A 17,343-nucleotide genomic window follows, 5' to 3' on the forward strand; every position below is an offset into this window, starting at 1 on the left:
GTAAGTTTAAGGCATAGTTTGTTTAATTTTTAATAAATAAGATTAAACAAAAAATAGTTTTATTCTAAAAAAGCTGTCGATGAAGACAGCTTTATATTTTATGGTATGTTTTTATATATACCCATTACTCTTTATTTTTTTGTTTTCTGATGGTAGGTTCATCAAAATCTACTTTATTGGTGTTTTTTTTGCGATCACCTATATTTCCTAATGGACTTTCAGTGTCATCATGTTTTCTTTTTCTGCGATTATCTTCAATATGTCCCATAATACAATTTTTTATTTTCCTTAAAGGTAGGTATAAATTATAGTTAGGTTTATTAAAAGGATTGTAAAATCTTGTTAAGTGAACTTTAAAGTTGTTTAAAATTCTTATTCTTTTATAGAATTAATTCAATGTATGCTATCAAGAACATGATAGGAATCTATAATTTTCGGATGAAAGAATACCATTTAGGCAATCGTATAAATTTTAATAAGAAATTAAACAATCATGAATAAATGCTCTTGATTTTTATTTAATGAGCTGAGGCATGATCTGTTTTATTGCTTCCTTTTTTAATGAACAATACAAAAGGTACACATACTAGAAATAATATACCTAGATATAAAAATACATCCATATAAGCAATTATCGTGCTTTGTTTCATAATGATTCCTTCCATAGTTTGATAGGTTTTATTTAAAGATTCGTTGATACTAAACCCTTTGGAAATAAACATTTGCTGAAAAGCATTAATGCGTTGTTGAACTTGAAATTTATTAGGATTTATGTTAGGAATTAAATCTATTCGGTTTTGTTGTGTCCAACGCGAAACCATGGTAGTGATAATAGCAATACCAAAGGAACCTCCTAGTTGTCTCATCATTCCGGTAAAGGCGGCACCTTCTCCAATATTTTTTCCTCTTAATGTAGAGAGTGATAATGTTGTAATAGGAACAAACAATAAACCTAGCCCAACACCTCTTACTACTAGTGGCCAGAAAAAATGTTCTGAACCGGTATCGGGAGTCATTAATACATACATCCAATAACTGTAAACGAAAAATATAATAAACCCTCCGGCAGCTAAGTATTTTTGAGAAACTCCACGTTCAAGTAATTTACCTATAATGGGCATCATTAATCCAGTGGTGATAGAACTTGGGATTAACAACAATCCGGCATCGGTCGCGGTCCATCCTAAGATGGATTGGGTGTAGATAGGAATAATAAAAGTAGAACCAAAAAGACCGAATCCTAAAATAAAGGTAAGAATGGTACCAATGCGTAAGTTGCCATCTTTTAAAACCCGTAAATTTACTATGGGGTTCTCATACACGAGTTCACGCCATATAAAAAGAATTAAACCTAATATAGATACTAGAGATAAGCTCACAATCATTGAATCTTCAAACCAATCATCTTGTTGGCCGTGTTCTAACACAAATTGTAAAGAACCAACGAATGAAGCTAATAAAATAATACCCCACCAATCTACTTGGTTTACTTTAAGTTTCTCACCATACTTGGGACTTTTTACAAAAAAAATGGTTAAAAAGGTAGCTACGATTCCAATGGGAATGTTAATGTAAAAAATATAAGGCCAAGAAAAATTATCTACTAAATATCCGCCTAATGGTGGCCCTAAAGTTGGTCCTACAATAACGCCCATTCCGTAAATGGCTTGAGCCATTCCGCGTTTTTTAATGGGGTAGACTTCAGTAATAATAGTTTGAGCTGTTACTAGCAGGGCTCCACCGCCCATCCCTTGAATAAATCTAAAGGTTACCAATTCCCATATATTAGTAGCATTTCCGCATAAAAATGAAGAAACCGTAAAAAGGATAATTGAAGCTGCGAAATAATTTCTGCGTCCAAACTGTTTAGAGAGCCAGCTTGTCATCGGGATAACAATTACATTGGCAATAGCATAAGCAGTGATTACCCAAGCAACGTCTGTAAGGGTAGCCCCAAGGCTTCCGCGCATATCATTAAGTGCTACATTGACAATAGTGGTATCAATAATTTCAAGTAGTGCGCAAAGTATGGCAGTAATGGTAATAATTACCCTTCTAAAGCCATATTCAACTAAGCTATCATCATCTTGTATATTTGCTTGAGCTTGGGCCATAATTTATTTTAAATGTACATCAACAAGAACATTCATACCTGAAAGTAATTTTTGGAGATCTTCTGGATTGTTGTTTTTAGTGAAATTTATTTTTACCGGTATACGTTGTACAGTTTTCACAAAATTGCCGGTCGCATTATCGGGTGGCAATAATGAAAAGCGGGCACCGGTGGCGGGAGAGAATGCAGAAATTTCCCCTTCAAGCTCCATATCAGGATAAGCATCTACTTCAATGCTAACTTTTTGTCCTACTTTCATTTTTGTAAGCTGTGTTTCTTTAAAGTTGGCTATTACCCATTTTTTAGTTATGTTAACTAAATAAAATAGCGATTGTCCCGGTTGAACAAATTGGCCTCTTTCTAGATCTACCTCAGAAAGCTGTCCATCGATTTGTGCAATAACTACGGTATATCCTAAATTTAATTGAGCAGCTTCCAAAACAGCTTTCGCACTTTCTACATTGGCCTCTGCAACTGAAACTTGTTTTTCGGTAACTTCGGTTTGCGATTGTGCAGCATTTTGCTGACTTGTGGTAGCGTTTTTTTGTTGCTGGAGAATTTTTAATTCTTCTTCTGCTTCCTTTTTAGTAGCTTCAGCTTGTTCAAATTGTTGAGCGGTGATCGAATGATTTTCATAGAGATTTTTATAACGTTCAAAATCTTGGGTAGCCCTCCATAATTTAATTTTTGCAGTTTCTATATTTCCCTTGGCAGAACTTACTTCAGCAACAGAGGTTTGTACATTTGCACGGGAAGAACCAATACCGGCCTCTGTAACTGCTAATTGACTTTTAGCAGCAGTTAGGCTCGCCTTGGCTTGTTGTAGTTTTACTAAATAGTCGCGATTATCGATGGTGAAAAGGGTATCCCCTTTTTTAACTTTTTCATTATCGGTTACATATACTTTTTCTATATAGCCGCCTACACGTGGAATAATAGGGCTCATATTGGTAGCAATCTGAGCATCATCTGTATCTTCATGAGATAAAGAATGAATAAACTTATAGCTACCGTAGGCCAATCCAATTATTACCAATACAGAAATTATAACAATAAATTTTTTATTGGTTTTTTTCTTTTGTTCCATTTTATTTGATTCCATTTTTATTTGAACTGGTTTGTTAAAGTACCTTCAGCTTTATATAATTGATATTTCATCAAGGTGATATTGGCTTTGGCATAGGCCAAATTAATTTTAGATTGTAATTTTTGTAAATCTGCTTCCAGCAAATCGTTGGTGTCTACCAGGCCATTATCATATTTATCTTTTACTATTCGGTAATTTTCAATAGCTTGTTCTTCAGATTCTGCAAATACATCAAGCTTTCTTTGGGCGAGTTCATATTCTTGTCGAGCATTTTCTATTTCAACGTTTATTTGGTCATCTAAGATTTTTAAATTGTATTCTACTTCTTCAGCTTTACTTTTTGCTTTTCTAACTTCACTTTTGTTTTTAAAAATATTGGATAGGTCGTAAGATAGTCCCATACCTATATTCATAGCATTGGTAACTGTAATGGCGTTTTTAATATCTGCAGCGATATAACCTCCTAAAAGGGAAACCGATGGGTAATAGTTACTTTTAGCTACTTTTATTCCATTTTCAGAAGCTTGTTGACGATAGCGCAAAGCTTCTAGTTCTGGCCTGGCATCACCATCGTTAATGGCAATTTCTTTTGGGGGTAAACCGAAATTTTCTTGTATTTGAAATTGAGTGTTTCGGGGTTGTTTTAGAAAAATAGCTAATCTATAGTTTAAGATTTTTACTTGTTTTTGAGCTTCTTCCAAACTCAACCGAACATTAGCTTCTTGAAGTTTTGCCTTTAATAAATCGTTTCTGGCCAGTAACCCGTTTTCTTCCATTGCCGAAAAATCTTTTACCCGTTGCTGTGAGCTTTTCAGGTTCTCCTTAAAGAGTTCAACAGTTTGTTGTGCTTTATAGAGGTTAATGTAGTTTTGAATGGTTGTTAGTGCAATTTGCTCTTTGCTTTCTTTCGCATCAAAACTAACAGCCTTAAAATTATTTTCATTGGCTTCAATGGTATTTTGAATCTTAAAACCAGAAAAAACGGGAACACTTAAACTGGCTTGTCCTAAAAGAAGTTGGTTGACATTTGGAGAGGCGGTAGCTTGGCCTTCAGCTGCATCGGGATTTTGATTGGAAAATAATTTTACATCTACATCCGGCTTAAATAAATGTTGATACTGGCCAGAGATACTCAAATCTGGGTATTGAAGGTTTTTAGTAGATTGAAGTTGATTTTCTGCTGTTCGAACTTTTGTGTCTGCCAGTTTTGCTTCATCACTATTGTTTAATGCTATTTCTACAGCTTTTTCTATGGAGAGTTTTTGCATTTCCTGTGCTTTAAGTGAACTCCAAGCGGTTACAAGTAGAAAAAGAATTAATAAATATTTAATTCTCATAGGTTAAAAGGGCTTTAATAGTAATTTGTATGTGTTGAGTAAGTTCATTTTTTACAAAATGATCTATAGAAGTATCGGGATCCCAACCGTGAATGATTTTAAAATAGTTGTGATTGTAATAAAAGTTAAAATAGGTGCCTAAAATGGTGGAAGAAATAAGCTTAATATTTACATCTTTACTAAAAACACCTACTTTTTGTCCATCATTAATAAAGCTTTCAATAATTTTATAGGTCTCCTTCTTTCTTATTAAATGATCATTGATAATCGATCTTCTAGTATTGGTGGTGCTTTCAAAATGTAAGATTTTGTATATGCGACGGTTTTTGTGTACACGTTCTATCATCACCGCTACCATCTCATCTATTTTTTGTAGATAAGAAATATCTTTTGCCAGTACCTCTTTTAGTTGAGCTTTAAAACCTTGTGAACGATAATATAAAAGAGATTCTAATAATTTTTCTTTAGAACCAAAGTAATAAGAGATCATCGCAATATTTACTTGCGCTTGTTTTGCAATTGTCCTAACAGAAGTGCCATCAAAGCCATGTTCTGAAAAAAGGCGTTCAGTAACCTGTAGAATTTTTAATTGCTTTTCGTTTATTCCCATATGAGATGCGAAATTAAACATTTGTTTAAATTAAACGTTTGTTTAATTTGTTTTTATTGAATTTTTTTAAATTTCAGTAAAATCCTACCGTAGTAGTTTTGTAGGAATTGATTTGTCTTTTGCGCAATTAATAGTATAGCTAGACCAACCGTAGATTAATGTATGTGGAACAGCTAGTGAGTTGTATAGGGAAGGAAGTTGAAAATTAATTTTTTGGAGAGATTCATGATCCACTACACCTGACTTATTTTTAAGTCATTTTACGTAGTTTTGAGGCTTTTTATTTCTTTGTCGAATTTACCCAATTTACAGCTTCATGGAGACTGTCAAAATGAAGTATTTTATCTTTAAAGAACATTTTCTCAAACTTGATATTGAACATGGAAGATTTGCTACGGTGAACAATGAGGTATGAACTTATACGATGCTCAGATTTATAAAATTTAATCCAATCTGCTGGATTTACGAAGTAACTGTTTTTTCTATTGGAAATATAATGAGGTTTCTTGCCACTACCATAAAAATTGAGGGCTAACTTTATTAATCTATTAGCTTTTTTCCAGTCATAGAAAACACCCTCCTTAATTTCACCAATAATATAATTTTTATAAAAATAAAAGCTACCAAAATACAATTGGTGTTTTTCTAATGCTAGCTTATATATTTCTTGATCTTTGATATTTACATTTTTAACCCATGTAAATTATTGATTTTTTTAATAGAAATATAAGTTTTAAGTAAAATTTAATGCTTTCTGGAGGTATAAAAATAAAGCCCTGTCTTTAACAAGGCTTTACTTTTTTGCTGTTTTGCATTAAATAGAAGAATTAACAAGCCGAACAAATTCTGCCCGATAACCTTCTTTGTCTTTTCCTTTTCCGGCTTCTGCCAATTGAACGATTTTTTCTTTGGAAATATTCTTAGCGTATTCAGATGCTCTTAAATGCATCCCGAACATCGCAAGTGCCGCACTAAATTTAAAATCTGCTGAAGCTTTTTCAAGTGGAGTGTTTTCATCTTTCACAACTTTAGTGATGAGTTTACTTTTATCGCCATCTGGTTTTTTGTATCTAAATTTTACCGTTAATAATTCATCAGCATTCCCTTTTATTTTTTTATCAGAATACTTTAAATCATCCACATCTTTTAACCATTCACTTTTTACACCAACAGGAATAATTTCATAAAGTGCCGTTACCGTATGGCCGCTTCCTAATTCACCGGCATCTTTTTTATCATCATTAAAATCTTCTGCGTTAAGTAAGCGATTTTCATAACCAATCAAGCGGTAAGCCTGTACTTTAGCCGGGTTAAATTCTACCTGAATTTTTACATCTTTAGCAATCGTATATAAAGTGCCGCCAAACTCGGTACCTAGAACGCGTTGGGCTTCTTGCATGGTGTCGATGTACGCGTGATTTCCATTACCTTTATCAGCTAGCGTTTCCATTTTGGAATCTTGGTAATTTCCGGTACCAAAACCTAAGCAAGTAAGGAAAACGCCACTTTTTCTTTTTTCAAGAATTAAATCTTCCATGGCTTGATCACTGCTGGCACCAACATTAAAATCGCCATCAGTGGCTAGAATCACTCGGTTATTTCCGTTTTTAATGAAGTTTTCTTCTGCAATTTTATAAGCCAATTGTATTCCTTGACCGCCCGCCGTTGAACCTCCTGCATTAAGTTTGTCAAGAGCTTCTATGATTTTATTTTTATCTGAAGTAGGTTCTAGCGCCAGTCCTGCAGCTCCGGCATAGGTAACGATGCTAATTTTATCTTCGTCACGTAATTGATTGACCAATACTTTGAAAGCCGATTTTAAAAGCGGAAGTTTGTTAGGAGAATTCATCGAACCGGAAACATCAATTAGAAATACTAAGTTAGATGGAGGAATGTCACCTAATGGAACTTCTTTTCCTTGCAAGCCAATCTTTACCAGTTGGGTATCTTTATTCCACGGAGATTTCGCGACTTCGGTGTTAATTGAAAACGGATCTTTACCGGTAGGTTGCGGATAATCATAATCGAAATAATTAATAAACTCTTCGATTTTCACGGCATCCTTTGGAATTTCTTGTCCGTTGTTAATCATTCTACGCACATTGCTATAACTCGCTTTATCCACATCTATCGAAAAGGTAGAAAGCGGTGAAGCATTCACCATTTTAAAGGTGTTTTCTTCAATTTCTTTATAAGATTCTCGGTTTTGGACTGGTTGCGGATTTGCTGGAATAGTTGAATTAGCTCCACGGAATAATAACTGAGAATTAGAACTGGGCATTGAATTTTCTACTTTTATTCCTTGCGTTCTACCAGAAAGTATTTTCTTGTCGAAACCAGTAATAACAACTTCATCTAATTGAGATTTATTAACGATTAAAGTAATGTTGATTACCGCTTTGTTTTTAATCTTTTTTTCTAATTTTTCAAAACCTATAGCAGTATATACAAGTATATCTCCTTTTTCGGCTTCAATCTCGTAATTTCCGTCAAAATCTGTATAGGTACTTACCGTTGAGTTTTTTAAATGAACATTTGCACTTGGTATTGGCATACCTTGTTCATCGGTTACTGTTCCAGTAATTTTTTTTGCAAAACAGAGTATTGTAAAGAAAAATGATAAAGTGAAGAGTAATGCGTTTTTCATAATGATAAGTTTTAAGTTATAAATTCAATAACAAACAACTTGCCAAAAAAAACAATAATTTTACGTACTTATTAGATTTACATAAATTTTTTAATCTAAATTCAAAAATGAGTCAGCAATATGTAGCCTTATTACGAGGGATAAATGTAGGTGGAAAGCGAAAATTAAAAATGGCAGATTTACGTGAATCGGTCTTGAAAATAGGTTTCAAAGAGGTTGCTACTTACATACAAAGCGGAAATTTATTTTTTACTGCGGAAGAGAAAAATAGTGCGGTTCTTGAAGAGAAACTGGCACAACATTTACTAGAAGAATATAGTTACGAAATTCCGGTAATTGTTAGAACTTCGAAAGAAATTGAAGCAGCGATCACTCAAAATCCGTTTCCTGATGTAGAAGATTTTAAGCAATTGCATCTAATTTTCTTAAAAGAAAAGCCGGAAGAAGATTTAGTGAAAGACTTTAAAGAATTAGAATTTGCATCGGAAGAATTTAAAATACAAGGGAAGCATCTTTTTGTAAATTATATCGAGGGTGTTCGTAATTCAAAACTCTCTACCACGCTTATCGAAAAAAAACTAAGCACCAAAGCCACCGCTCGAAATTGGAAAACGCTTTTAAAAATTTCTAGTTTATTAAAAGATTGATTGAATACCCGTAGAATCATAATAAGAAACCGTTACCCTGAACCTGCCCGTCCGGTAGGCGGGCTTGATTCAGGGTCTCATCCTTACTATTTTTGTTTTTCAATGTAGAATGACGAAAACACCCATTATTATAAATCACAGATAATCAAAAAGATTAATTTTACATTCTAATCTGCTTGATAAAACCATCAATATGCTGGGTTCCGTTTTCAGTTAAGTGTTTGATAAATGCTGAACCAATGATCGCTCCTTTGGCAAATTTTGTTGCTTTCTGAAAAGTTTCAGCATTGCTGATTCCAAAACCAACAATTTGTGGATGTTGAAGTTGCATTTGGTCGATTCTTTCAAAATAAGCTTGTTGTGCTTCACCAAAACTATTTGTACTTCCCGTAATACTTGCTGAACTTACCATATAGATAAAGCCTTCGGAAACTTGATCAATTTGTTGAATTCGCTCTTCAGTGGTTTGTGGCGTAATTAAAAATATATTTTGTAAACCATATTGCTGAAAAATTTCTTGATATTCTTCGGTATAAACTTCTAAGGGAAGATCAGGAATGATGAGTCCGTCAATGCCTATTTCCTCACATTTTTGGCAGAACTTCTCAATTCCATATTGAAGCATCGGATTAAAATATCCCATGATAATCAAGGGAATGGAAACCGATTTTCGAATGTCTTTCAATTGCTCAAAAAGTTTTTCGCTAGTCATTCCATTTTTTAAAGCTTGGGTAGAACTTGCTTGTATGGTTGGGCCATCGGCAAGCGGATCGCTAAAGGGTAAACCAATTTCTACTACATCTACCCCCGATTTTTCTAATTGCTCAAGAATGGTTTTGGTATCGTCGATTTGAGGGTAGCCAGCGGTGAAATAGATAGAAAGTAACTTTTTGTTTTCTCGTAATTTATGGGTGATGCGATTCATTATTTTTAGTTTTGTTTACAGTTTACAGTTTACAGTTTACAGTTTACAGTTTACAGTTTACAGTTTACAGTTTGTGATTTTTTTGCGCTAGGGATAGTAGCGGCATCCTTTTTTGTTGTACTTCGACAAGCTCATTATGACAACAAAAAAGATATAGCGAATAGCCCGCTCAGGCGCCCAATTTATAAATCAAAATAATTTATATAAGTTTCTAGGTCTTTATCACCACGTCCGGATAAGTTAATGACAACTACCTCATCGGGTTGAAATTTTTTCTGTCCTAATGCCGCTAAAGCGTGAGCACTTTCAATTGCTGGGATAATCCCTTCTAATTTAGTAAGCTCAGCTCCGGCTTGCATGGCTTGATCATCGGTAACCGATAAAAATTCTGCTCGTTTACTGCTAAATAAATGGGCGTGCATTGGGCCAACACCAGGATAATCCAGTCCCGCAGAAATAGAATAAGGTTCGGTAATCTGACCGTCTTTGCTTTGCATTAATAGCGTTTTACTTCCGTGGATAATTCCGTTATTCCCTAATTGAGAAGTTGCGGCACTTTCTCCACTGTTAATTCCTTTTCCGGCAGCTTCTACGGCGATGAGGTTGACCTCTTTTTCATCTAAATAATGATAAAAAGCCCCGGCAGCATTGCTACCACCACCTACACAAGCAATAATGTGATCGGGTTGGGTTCGATTCTCTTTTTCTTGTAGTTGCAATTTAATTTCTTGTGAAATAATGCTTTGCAAACGTGCCACCATATCCGGATAAGGGTGCGGTCCAACCACCGAACCAATAATATAATGGGTTTCTTCAGGATGATTAATCCAATCTCGAATCGCGTCGTTGGTAGCATCTTTTAAGGTTTTACTCCCTGAGGTTGATGGGATCACTTCTGCGCCTAGCATTTTCATACGAGCTACATTGGGCGCTTGGCGTTTCATATCTATTTCACCCATATACACAAAACACGGCATTCCCATGAGTGCGCAAACCGTAGCGGTGGCTACTCCGTGTTGTCCGGCCCCAGTTTCAGCAATAATTCTTTTTTTACCTAAGCGTTTAGCTAACAGAATTTGACCAACTGTATTGTTCACTTTGTGAGCACCGGTATGGCAAAGGTCTTCGCGTTTTAAATAGATGTTGGTGTTGTATTTTTCACTTAACCGTTTGGCAAAGTAGAGTGGAGTAGGGCGACCTACATAATCTCGTAACAATTGCTGATATTCTTCTTGAAATGATTGCTCGCTAAGAATAGCTAAGTAGTTTTCTTTTAACTGTGCAATATTTGGGTAGAGCATTTCAGGAATAAAAGCACCGCCGTATTCACCGTAATAGCCTTGTTCATTTATATGATTTGTTGTACTCATAGCAATTGAGTTTTAAAATTTTTTAAATCGTCTATATTTTTTTTGCCGGGTTGGGTTTCAAACTTACTGTTTACATCTAGGGCATAAAGCGGTAAATTAAATTCTTGAAACGCCTTAATTTTTTCGACTTCTTCTAAACCAATACCTCCACTTAAGAAAAATGGTTTTTGAAAAGGGTAATTTTTTAAGACTTGCCAATCGAAAGTGAAACCATTTCCTCCAGGATTTTTTCCTTTGGTGTCAAATAAAAAGTAATCTACCACCGGAAGATATGTTTCCAATTCCTGAAAATTGAATTGATCTTGAATAGAAAATGCTTTGATGATTTCAATGGAATTTGATTTGGTTTGATGTGATGCTGTCCCTCGACTCCGCTCGGGATAATTTTCAATAAGTTGATTTTGTTTTTTTAGAGCATCACCCTGAATATGTTTCAGGGGCTCATTCTTATTCTCATTTTTGATGTGATGCTGAATCGAGTTCAGCATGACGTCGGGAAATTCGTCATCCCGGACCTGCCCGTCCGGCAGGCGGGCTTGATCCGGGATCTCATCTCGCTTTTTATTACTGAATAAATTTCTTAATTGTTGGCAATACTCCACATTTTCGTTCCCGTGAAGTTGAATGGCCTGTAAATTGTAATCTTCAACTTTTTGTTGAATAAAACTTGGTTCTGCGTTCACAAAAACACCTGTTTTTTTTATGGATGAATGAATATCAGGAATATTTTCATTCATAAACCGAGGTGATTTTTCATAGAAAATAAAACCCATATAGTCGGGTTGGAGTTGGGTTAACTCCAAAATATTTTCTTCATATTTCATTCCGCAGACTTTAAGCCCCAACCTAGCCTTCCCCCAAGGGGAAGGAAATGGAACATTTGTATTTGGCTTATTATTTTTCATATTTGGTTCTTTTCGTCATCCCAGACCTGCCTGTCCGTCAGGCGAACTTGATCTGGGGTCTCATCTTGATTTGCTCTTTTGATGTGATGCTGTCCCTCGACTCCGCTCGGGGTGACTAAGATCTTCAATTAGACGCTTTATCTCGTCTTCCGTATCTGACACGGAATCTCATCTTACTTTTTCCGTTCAATTTCTTCAATAAAATTTTTAGCACTTTCCCCGGGATTTTCAGTTTTCATGAACGTTTCTCCTATCAAAAAACCTCGGTAACCATATTCTCTTAATTCTAAAGTATCGGAAGTAGATTGGAGTCCGCTTTCAGAAATTTTCACCATTTCTTCAGGAATTAAGGAAGATAGTTGTTTACTGATTTCCGTAGAAACTTCAAATGTTTTTAGGTTCCGGTTGTTTACTCCAATGAGTTGAACTTGTGCCTGAAGGTTTGCTTGTAATTCTTCTGTGTTGTGAACTTCTAATAAAACTTCCATCCCTAATTCATTAGCGAGTAAAGCGAAATTTTTTATTTGTTGCGGACTCAAAATGGCAGCAATTAATAGGATTACATCGGCGCCGTTAGCTTTGGCCTCTAGCATTTGATACTCATCGATGATGAAATCTTTTCGCAGCAAAGGGAATTGTACACTCGATCTAGCCAGTTGTAAATCTTCTAAAGAACCTCCGAAAAAACTATTATCGGTTAAAACAGAACTTCCGCATGCTCCCGCTTTTTGATAGCTTACAAGCACTTCATTCACATATAAATTTTGATTGATGTTGGGCTTAGAAGGAGATCTTCGTTTGTGCTCTGCTATAATTCCGCTTTCACTTTTCTTTAAAGCTTGGCTTAACGAAAAACATGCTCGGTTAAAAAGTGGCGATTGCTCTACATATTTTATGGGAAGCAATTCTTTTTTTAGCTGAATTTCTGTAAGCTTATGCTTGACGATGGTATCTAAAATAGTAGCCATTATGCACTTAATTTTTGGAGTGTTTTTAATTTTTCTAAGGCTTTACCACTTTTTAGTGATTCTTCTGCCAAGGCTAAGCCTTCTGAAATACTACAGTTTTTAGCGGTTGAAATGGCTAGGGCAGCATTGGCACAAACCACTTGATGTTGAGCTTTAGAACCTTGACCGTTTAAAATTTTCTGAAAAATCTTTACCGCTTCAGGAATCGTTTCTCCTCCATAAATTTCTTCGGCTTTAATTTTTTCAGCTTTAAAATCTTCGGGAGTTAAAACCGTATTTATTTGATTACCTACAATTTTGGTATCTCCGGTGAGGGAAACTTCATCGTAACCATCAAGGGCGTGTACAATTTTAAAATTAGTATCGGTATGTTGATAGAGATAACTGTAAATTCTCGCTAATTCCAAACTAAAAACTCCTACTATTTGGTTGGGCGGTTTTGCAGGGTTTACCATGGGACCTAACATATTGAAGAACGTTTTTACCGCTAAATCTTTTCGTATCGGAGCGACAAACTTCATAGCCGGATGAAAAAGTGGTGCGTGTAGCACGCATATGCCTGCTTTTTCTAAACAGGTTTCTAAAAACGCCTGATCGTTAGAAAATTTGACTCCAAGATTTTCCAGAACATTACTACTTCCGCTGACCGAAGAAACACTGTAATTTCCGTGTTTGGTCACCTTAACTCCAGCTCCGGCAGTGATGAACGATGCTAGGGTAGATATGTTAAACGTGTTTTTGCCATCGCCGCCCGTTCCACATAAATCGATGGGATGATGATCTGCTAAATTGAGGGGAACCGCAAGTTCTAATAAAGCATCACGAAAACCTGCTAACTCTTCAATGGTAATGCTACGCATCATATAAACGGTAAGAAAACTAGCAACCTGACTATGATTTGCTTTGCCTTCAGAAATATTGATAAGCGCTTGTTTAGCTTCCGCTTTGCTTAAAATTTCGTGATGTGTTAATCTGTTGAGTAATTGTTTCATTTTTACCTATTTTCCTTCTAAAAAAGAGTTTTAGATGATGAATTTATTTTAAAAGGACGTTTTTCATTTATTCGATTCCTGTGAATTTTCAATCAGCGTGTTCTCATCCTTCTGATGTGACCCTGAATCAAGCCCGCCTGCCGGACGGGCAGGTTCAGGGTGACGATAGGGAATTAAGCTGAGACCGTTTCTTCATTTTTAACTGGGATTTCTATCCAATTTTTTAAGATTTCTTTTCCTTGTGGCGTGAGTACCGATTCCGGATGAAATTGGACACCATACACCTGAAAATCTCGGTGACGCAATGACATGATTTGTCCGTTTTCATCATAAGAAGTTGGGATTAATGAGTGGGGTAAGTCTTGAACTACCCAAGAATGGTAGCGGCCTACTTCTAATTTCTGCGGAAGATTTTTAAAGAGCGTCTCCTCATGGTCAATAATTTGAATTGGGGTAGCAACTCCATGAAAAACCTGATTTAAATTGTTGAGTTTTCCTCCAAAAACTTCACCTATGGCTTGTTGCCCTAAGCAAACGCCTAAAATACTTTTAGTAGGCGCATAAGTACTTACAATCTTGTTCAGTAATCCTGCTTCTGAGGGAATGCCAGGTCCCGGGGAAAGTAAGATTCTATCGAAGACTTCAATTTCATCTAAATCAATTTCGTTATTTCTTCTTACGATGACTTCACAATCGAGATCTTCTAAGTAGTGAACCAAGTTGTATACAAAACTATCGTAATTATCGATGACTAATATCTTTTTCATTTTTATGAGATTTCATATTCTAATTAATGAACTCTTTAGTCATGCTGATTTTATTTCAGCATCTCATCATCAATTTTACAAGTTGGATGAGAACCTGAATCAAGTTCAGGTTGACGCATAGTTTCATTTTATAATTCTTTAGCTATTTCAAGGGCTTTGGTAAGTGCTCCTAGTTTATTATAGACTTCTTGCAATTCGTTTTCAGGTTTAGAGTCGGTTACAATTCCGGCGCCGGCTTGCCAATGAAGTTGATGATCTTTACTTAAAAATGTTCTAATCATTATAGCATGGTTAAAGTTTCCTTTAAAATCCATCACTCCTATGGCACCTCCATAAAACGTTCTGTTGACCGTTTCATATTTCTCTATTAACTCTAACGCTTTATATTTTGGAGCTCCACTTAAAGTTCCTGCAGGAAAGGTGTCTGCCACTAACTGCATGGTGTTGATGTTGTTTTTCTTTTTTCCGGTGACTTTGCTAACCAAGTGGATCACGTGTGAGAAAAACTGAATTTCACGATAGGTTTCCACGTTTACTTCAGCACAGTTCCTACTTAAATCGTTTCGCGCCAAATCTACGAGCATCACGTGTTCTGAGTTTTCTTTGGCATCTGAAGCGAGTTGTTTGGCAAGTTCTGCATCCCGTTCATCATTTCCGGAGCGTTTGATGGTGCCGGCAATGGGATGAATTTCTGCTATTTCGTTCTCGACAACCAGTTGTGCTTCTGGAGAGCTTCCGAAGATTTTAAAATTTCCGTAGTCAAAATAAAAAAGGTAAGGAGAGGGGTTTACACTTCGTAAAGCACGATAAACATTAAAATCGTCTCCTTTGAATTTCTGAGTGAAACGCTTCGATAGTACCAGTTGAAAAACGTCACCACGTGCACAATGTTGCTTTGCTTTTTCTACGTTTTGTTTGTAAACTTCATCTTCTATATTCGAGATGATTTCTCCGTCGGTTGTAAAATTGAATTGCGCAAAATTCTTGGTTTGCAGTATAGCTAAAAGTGAATCTAAATTGCTTTCTGAATTGTAGTTGTGCGAAAATAAATAAGCTTCATTGTTAAAATGATTAATGGCAATAATGTTTTGATACACGGCGTAATAAAAATCTGGTATATCAAGTTTGTCTTCTTTTTCTCGAAGTTCAATACTTTCAAAATATTTTACAGCATCATAACCGGTGTAGCCAAAAATACCGTTGTGAATGAATTTATAATTGGTTTCTTCGGTTTTAAATTGTTGAGCAAAATTTTCTATTTCTGAAGGAATATGAACTTCTGGGGTGATTTTTTTTTCAATTTTTTTTCCGTCAGGGTAACTAACCAAAAGCGTATTGTTTTTAGCTTTTATGGAAGCAATTGGATTGCAACAGATGTACGAAAAGCTGTTTTTATTGGCGTGATAGTCGCTACTTTCTAATAATAAACTATGCGGAAATTGATCACGTAGTTTAAGGTAAATACTCACCGGTGTGATGGTATCTGCGATAATTTTTTTGGATTCGGTTGTAAGGGTGTACATGATCTTGTTTTAAAATTCATTCAATAAAAAAAGGCTTGTCGTGATGACAAGCCTTTTTGGATATGGTAAATATACAAAGCGGTGTTAGCTCACGACGTTTTTCGTAAGTTATTCCACCACCAAGTATGTACAGTTAAAATTTTCATTAGTTCAAAGATAAGTAGGAAATTGAAATTTCCAAATCTTTTAGTTAGAATTTAAGTTTTACGTCTAATTTAAATTCATCATAGATCACTTTGTCACCTAAACCGTCAAAGATACTTCCTGATCCGTATTTTACATCATATTTCGTTCTGTCTATGGTTAAATCTGCAGTTGCGGTATCTCCATTCATTTCTAAATCAAAAGTTACCGGATTTGTTTTTCCTTTAATGGTAAGGTCTGCAATTATACCGTAAGCATCTCCTTTTTTAGTAGCGTTTTTAATCACTAATTTAGCGGTTGGATGATTGGCAACTCCAAAAAAGTCATCAGATTTTAAGTGACCTTCTAATTTTTGTTTTCCTTCCCCTTCCAGGTCAGTAGCAGCGATAGAAGTCATATCTACGATAAACTCACCTCCGGTAATTTTATCACCATCCATAGTTAAGTAACCTTCTTTGAACATGATTGTTCCTTCGTGAGAACCGGTTAGTTTTTCACCTTCCCATTCAATTTTACTTTCTTTTGTATTTAAAGTTTTCTTTTTAATAGGATTTGTGGTAAAAGAAATCATTGTGAATACCATGGCTAAAAGCCCAGCAGATTTTAAAATTTTTGTGTTCATCTTTTTGATAATTAAAGTGTTTATAGTTAAATATTGATAAATAAATCTTCGTTAGATTTTCTAACTTTCTTATAGTTTTGGGTAATATCCTCTTCACTTCTGTAACCTGCCGTTGCAATTACAGCGGTAGTCAAGCCTTTTTCTTTTAAACCTAGAATTTCATCAAATTCTTCCGCATTAAAGCCTTCCATCGGGCAAGTATCTATTTTTAATGTGGCAGCAGCATTTAATAAAAAGCCTAAGGCTATATAGGTTTGTTTAGCCGTCCAAACTGCTTGTTGGTCTTTTGGTAAGCTCATCGATGCGCCTTTAATCATTTCTGCAAATTGATCTAATTCAGAAAGATCCATCCCTCTAGTTTCAGCCACATTTTTCATGTAATCTTGAATGTATTCTTCTTTTACTTCTGTATAAGAAGCAAAAACAAATACTTGAGATGCCTCGGTAAGTTGAGGTTGATTAAAGGCTGCTGCTCTTAGTTTTTCCTTTGTCTTTTCATCTTCAATTACCAATACTTGGTAAGGTTGAAGTCCATAAGAAGAAGCGCTTAAGCGAACAGCTTCTTTTAGCGCTGAAAGGTCTTCAGCAGAGATTTTTTTATTTTCGTCAAAACGTTTGGTGGCGTATCTCCAATTTAAATTTTCTAAGTGTGTTTTCATGATTGTTGTATGTACAAATGTTTAATT

The 17,343-nt window shown here is 35.3% G+C and carries 16 protein-coding genes; 1 reads left to right on the forward strand and 15 read right to left on the reverse strand.

Going from position 1 to position 17,343, the window contains the following annotated elements; genetic code table 11:
• Positions 1-124: 124 nt before the first annotated feature.
• From FVB9532_RS19510 to FVB9532_RS12030, 6 genes are all read right to left on the reverse strand, one after another.
• Complete coding sequence (locus tag FVB9532_RS19510; protein ID WP_194716544.1) at positions 125-268, reverse strand: hypothetical protein; 144 nt, start codon at positions 266-268, stop codon at positions 125-127.
• A gap of 250 nt (positions 269-518) precedes the next feature.
• Positions 519-2,114, reverse strand: a complete 1,596-nt coding sequence (locus FVB9532_RS12010; RefSeq protein ID WP_150545425.1) for a DHA2 family efflux MFS transporter permease subunit — start codon at positions 2,112-2,114, stop codon at positions 519-521.
• A 3-nt stretch (positions 2,115-2,117) separates the two neighbouring features.
• On the reverse strand, positions 2,118-3,200 hold the full coding sequence (locus FVB9532_RS12015) for an HlyD family secretion protein (RefSeq protein ID WP_150545426.1): 1,083 nt from the start codon (positions 3,198-3,200) through the stop codon (positions 2,118-2,120).
• A gap of 17 nt (positions 3,201-3,217) precedes the next feature.
• Entirely contained in the window at positions 3,218-4,537 is a 1,320-nt protein-coding gene (locus FVB9532_RS12020; RefSeq protein ID WP_150545427.1) for a TolC family protein, read from the reverse strand.
• The gene (locus FVB9532_RS12025; RefSeq protein ID WP_228482325.1) at positions 4,527-5,168 is read right to left on the reverse strand and encodes a TetR/AcrR family transcriptional regulator; all 642 of its coding nucleotides are present in this window, start codon (positions 5,166-5,168) and stop codon (positions 4,527-4,529) included. The genes FVB9532_RS12020 and FVB9532_RS12025 overlap by 11 nt, the downstream gene beginning before the upstream one ends.
• A 793-nt stretch (positions 5,169-5,961) precedes the next feature.
• Positions 5,962-7,794, reverse strand: a complete 1,833-nt coding sequence (locus FVB9532_RS12030; protein ID WP_150545428.1) for a vWA domain-containing protein — start codon at positions 7,792-7,794, stop codon at positions 5,962-5,964.
• A 107-nt stretch (positions 7,795-7,901) separates the two neighbouring features.
• Here FVB9532_RS12030 and FVB9532_RS12035 point away from each other — a divergent pair, with 107 nt between their 5' ends.
• Positions 7,902-8,441 (forward strand): DUF1697 domain-containing protein, encoded by a 540-nt coding sequence (locus FVB9532_RS12035; protein ID WP_150545429.1) that lies wholly within the window; start codon positions 7,902-7,904, stop codon positions 8,439-8,441.
• A gap of 160 nt (positions 8,442-8,601) precedes the next feature.
• On the opposite strand, the gene trpA is transcribed toward FVB9532_RS12035, so the two are convergent.
• The 9 genes from trpA to FVB9532_RS12080 form a co-directional block, all read right to left on the reverse strand.
• Positions 8,602-9,366 (reverse strand): tryptophan synthase subunit alpha, encoded by a 765-nt coding sequence (gene trpA, locus FVB9532_RS12040; protein ID WP_150545430.1) that lies wholly within the window; start codon positions 9,364-9,366, stop codon positions 8,602-8,604.
• 182 nt (positions 9,367-9,548) lie between these two features.
• On the reverse strand, positions 9,549-10,736 hold the full coding sequence (trpB, locus tag FVB9532_RS12045; protein ID WP_150545431.1) for a tryptophan synthase subunit beta: 1,188 nt from the start codon (positions 10,734-10,736) through the stop codon (positions 9,549-9,551).
• Positions 10,733-11,641: a phosphoribosylanthranilate isomerase gene (locus tag FVB9532_RS12050; RefSeq protein WP_150545432.1), complete on the reverse strand. Its 909-nt coding sequence runs from the start codon at positions 11,639-11,641 to the stop codon at positions 10,733-10,735. The genes trpB and FVB9532_RS12050 overlap by 4 nt, the downstream gene beginning before the upstream one ends.
• Positions 11,642-11,814: 173 nt before the next feature.
• Positions 11,815-12,609 (reverse strand): indole-3-glycerol phosphate synthase TrpC, encoded by a 795-nt coding sequence (gene trpC / locus FVB9532_RS12055; RefSeq protein ID WP_150545433.1) that lies wholly within the window; start codon positions 12,607-12,609, stop codon positions 11,815-11,817.
• Complete coding sequence (gene trpD / locus FVB9532_RS12060; protein WP_150545434.1) at positions 12,609-13,601, reverse strand: anthranilate phosphoribosyltransferase; 993 nt, start codon at positions 13,599-13,601, stop codon at positions 12,609-12,611. The genes trpC and trpD overlap by 1 nt, the downstream gene beginning before the upstream one ends.
• 173 nt (positions 13,602-13,774) lie before the next feature.
• Positions 13,775-14,368, reverse strand: coding sequence for an anthranilate synthase component II (locus tag FVB9532_RS12065; protein ID WP_150545435.1), 594 nt, complete (start codon positions 14,366-14,368; stop codon positions 13,775-13,777).
• Between the two features lie 128 nt (positions 14,369-14,496).
• On the reverse strand, positions 14,497-15,891 hold the full coding sequence (locus tag FVB9532_RS12070; RefSeq protein WP_150545436.1) for an anthranilate synthase component I family protein: 1,395 nt from the start codon (positions 15,889-15,891) through the stop codon (positions 14,497-14,499).
• A 190-nt stretch (positions 15,892-16,081) separates the two neighbouring features.
• The gene (locus tag FVB9532_RS12075; protein ID WP_150545437.1) at positions 16,082-16,657 is read right to left on the reverse strand and encodes a YceI family protein; all 576 of its coding nucleotides are present in this window, start codon (positions 16,655-16,657) and stop codon (positions 16,082-16,084) included.
• 26 nt (positions 16,658-16,683) lie between these two features.
• Positions 16,684-17,316 (reverse strand): NAD(P)H-dependent oxidoreductase, encoded by a 633-nt coding sequence (locus FVB9532_RS12080; protein WP_150545438.1) that lies wholly within the window; start codon positions 17,314-17,316, stop codon positions 16,684-16,686.
• Positions 17,317-17,343 lie beyond the last annotated feature (27 nt).

The sequence above is a fragment of the Mesonia oceanica genome, from assembly GCF_902499555.1.
GTDB lineage: Bacteria > Bacteroidota > Bacteroidia > Flavobacteriales > Flavobacteriaceae > Mesonia > Mesonia oceanica.

What these genes read in the sequence shown, in the direction of transcription:
- FVB9532_RS12010 (WP_150545425.1), bottom strand. Translation starts at nt 2,114, where the DNA reads ATGGCCCAAGCTCAAGCAAATATACAAGATGATGATAGCTTAGTTGAA.
- FVB9532_RS12015 (WP_150545426.1), bottom strand. Translation starts at nt 3,200, where the DNA reads ATGGAACAAAAGAAAAAAACCAATAAAAAATTTATTGTTATAATTTCT.
- FVB9532_RS12020 (WP_150545427.1), bottom strand. Translation starts at nt 4,537, where the DNA reads ATGAGAATTAAATATTTATTAATTCTTTTTCTACTTGTAACCGCTTGG.
- FVB9532_RS12070 (WP_150545436.1), bottom strand. Translation starts at nt 15,891, where the DNA reads ATGTACACCCTTACAACCGAATCCAAAAAAATTATCGCAGATACCATC.
- FVB9532_RS12030 (WP_150545428.1), bottom strand. Translation starts at nt 7,794, where the DNA reads ATGAAAAACGCATTACTCTTCACTTTATCATTTTTCTTTACAATACTC.
- trpD (WP_150545434.1), bottom strand. Translation starts at nt 13,601, where the DNA reads ATGAAACAATTACTCAACAGATTAACACATCACGAAATTTTAAGCAAA.
- FVB9532_RS12035 (WP_150545429.1), top strand. Translation starts at nt 7,902, where the DNA reads ATGAGTCAGCAATATGTAGCCTTATTACGAGGGATAAATGTAGGTGGA.
- trpB (WP_150545431.1), bottom strand. Translation starts at nt 10,736, where the DNA reads ATGAGTACAACAAATCATATAAATGAACAAGGCTATTACGGTGAATAC.
- trpA (WP_150545430.1), bottom strand. Translation starts at nt 9,366, where the DNA reads ATGAATCGCATCACCCATAAATTACGAGAAAACAAAAAGTTACTTTCT.
- FVB9532_RS12080 (WP_150545438.1), bottom strand. Translation starts at nt 17,316, where the DNA reads ATGAAAACACACTTAGAAAATTTAAATTGGAGATACGCCACCAAACGT.
- FVB9532_RS12075 (WP_150545437.1), bottom strand. Translation starts at nt 16,657, where the DNA reads ATGAACACAAAAATTTTAAAATCTGCTGGGCTTTTAGCCATGGTATTC.
- trpC (WP_150545433.1), bottom strand. Translation starts at nt 12,609, where the DNA reads ATGGCTACTATTTTAGATACCATCGTCAAGCATAAGCTTACAGAAATT.
- FVB9532_RS12025 (WP_228482325.1), bottom strand. Translation starts at nt 5,168, where the DNA reads ATGTTTAATTTCGCATCTCATATGGGAATAAACGAAAAGCAATTAAAA.
- FVB9532_RS12050 (WP_150545432.1), bottom strand. Translation starts at nt 11,641, where the DNA reads ATGAAAAATAATAAGCCAAATACAAATGTTCCATTTCCTTCCCCTTGG.
- FVB9532_RS19510 (WP_194716544.1), bottom strand. Translation starts at nt 268, where the DNA reads ATGGGACATATTGAAGATAATCGCAGAAAAAGAAAACATGATGACACT.
- FVB9532_RS12065 (WP_150545435.1), bottom strand. Translation starts at nt 14,368, where the DNA reads ATGAAAAAGATATTAGTCATCGATAATTACGATAGTTTTGTATACAAC.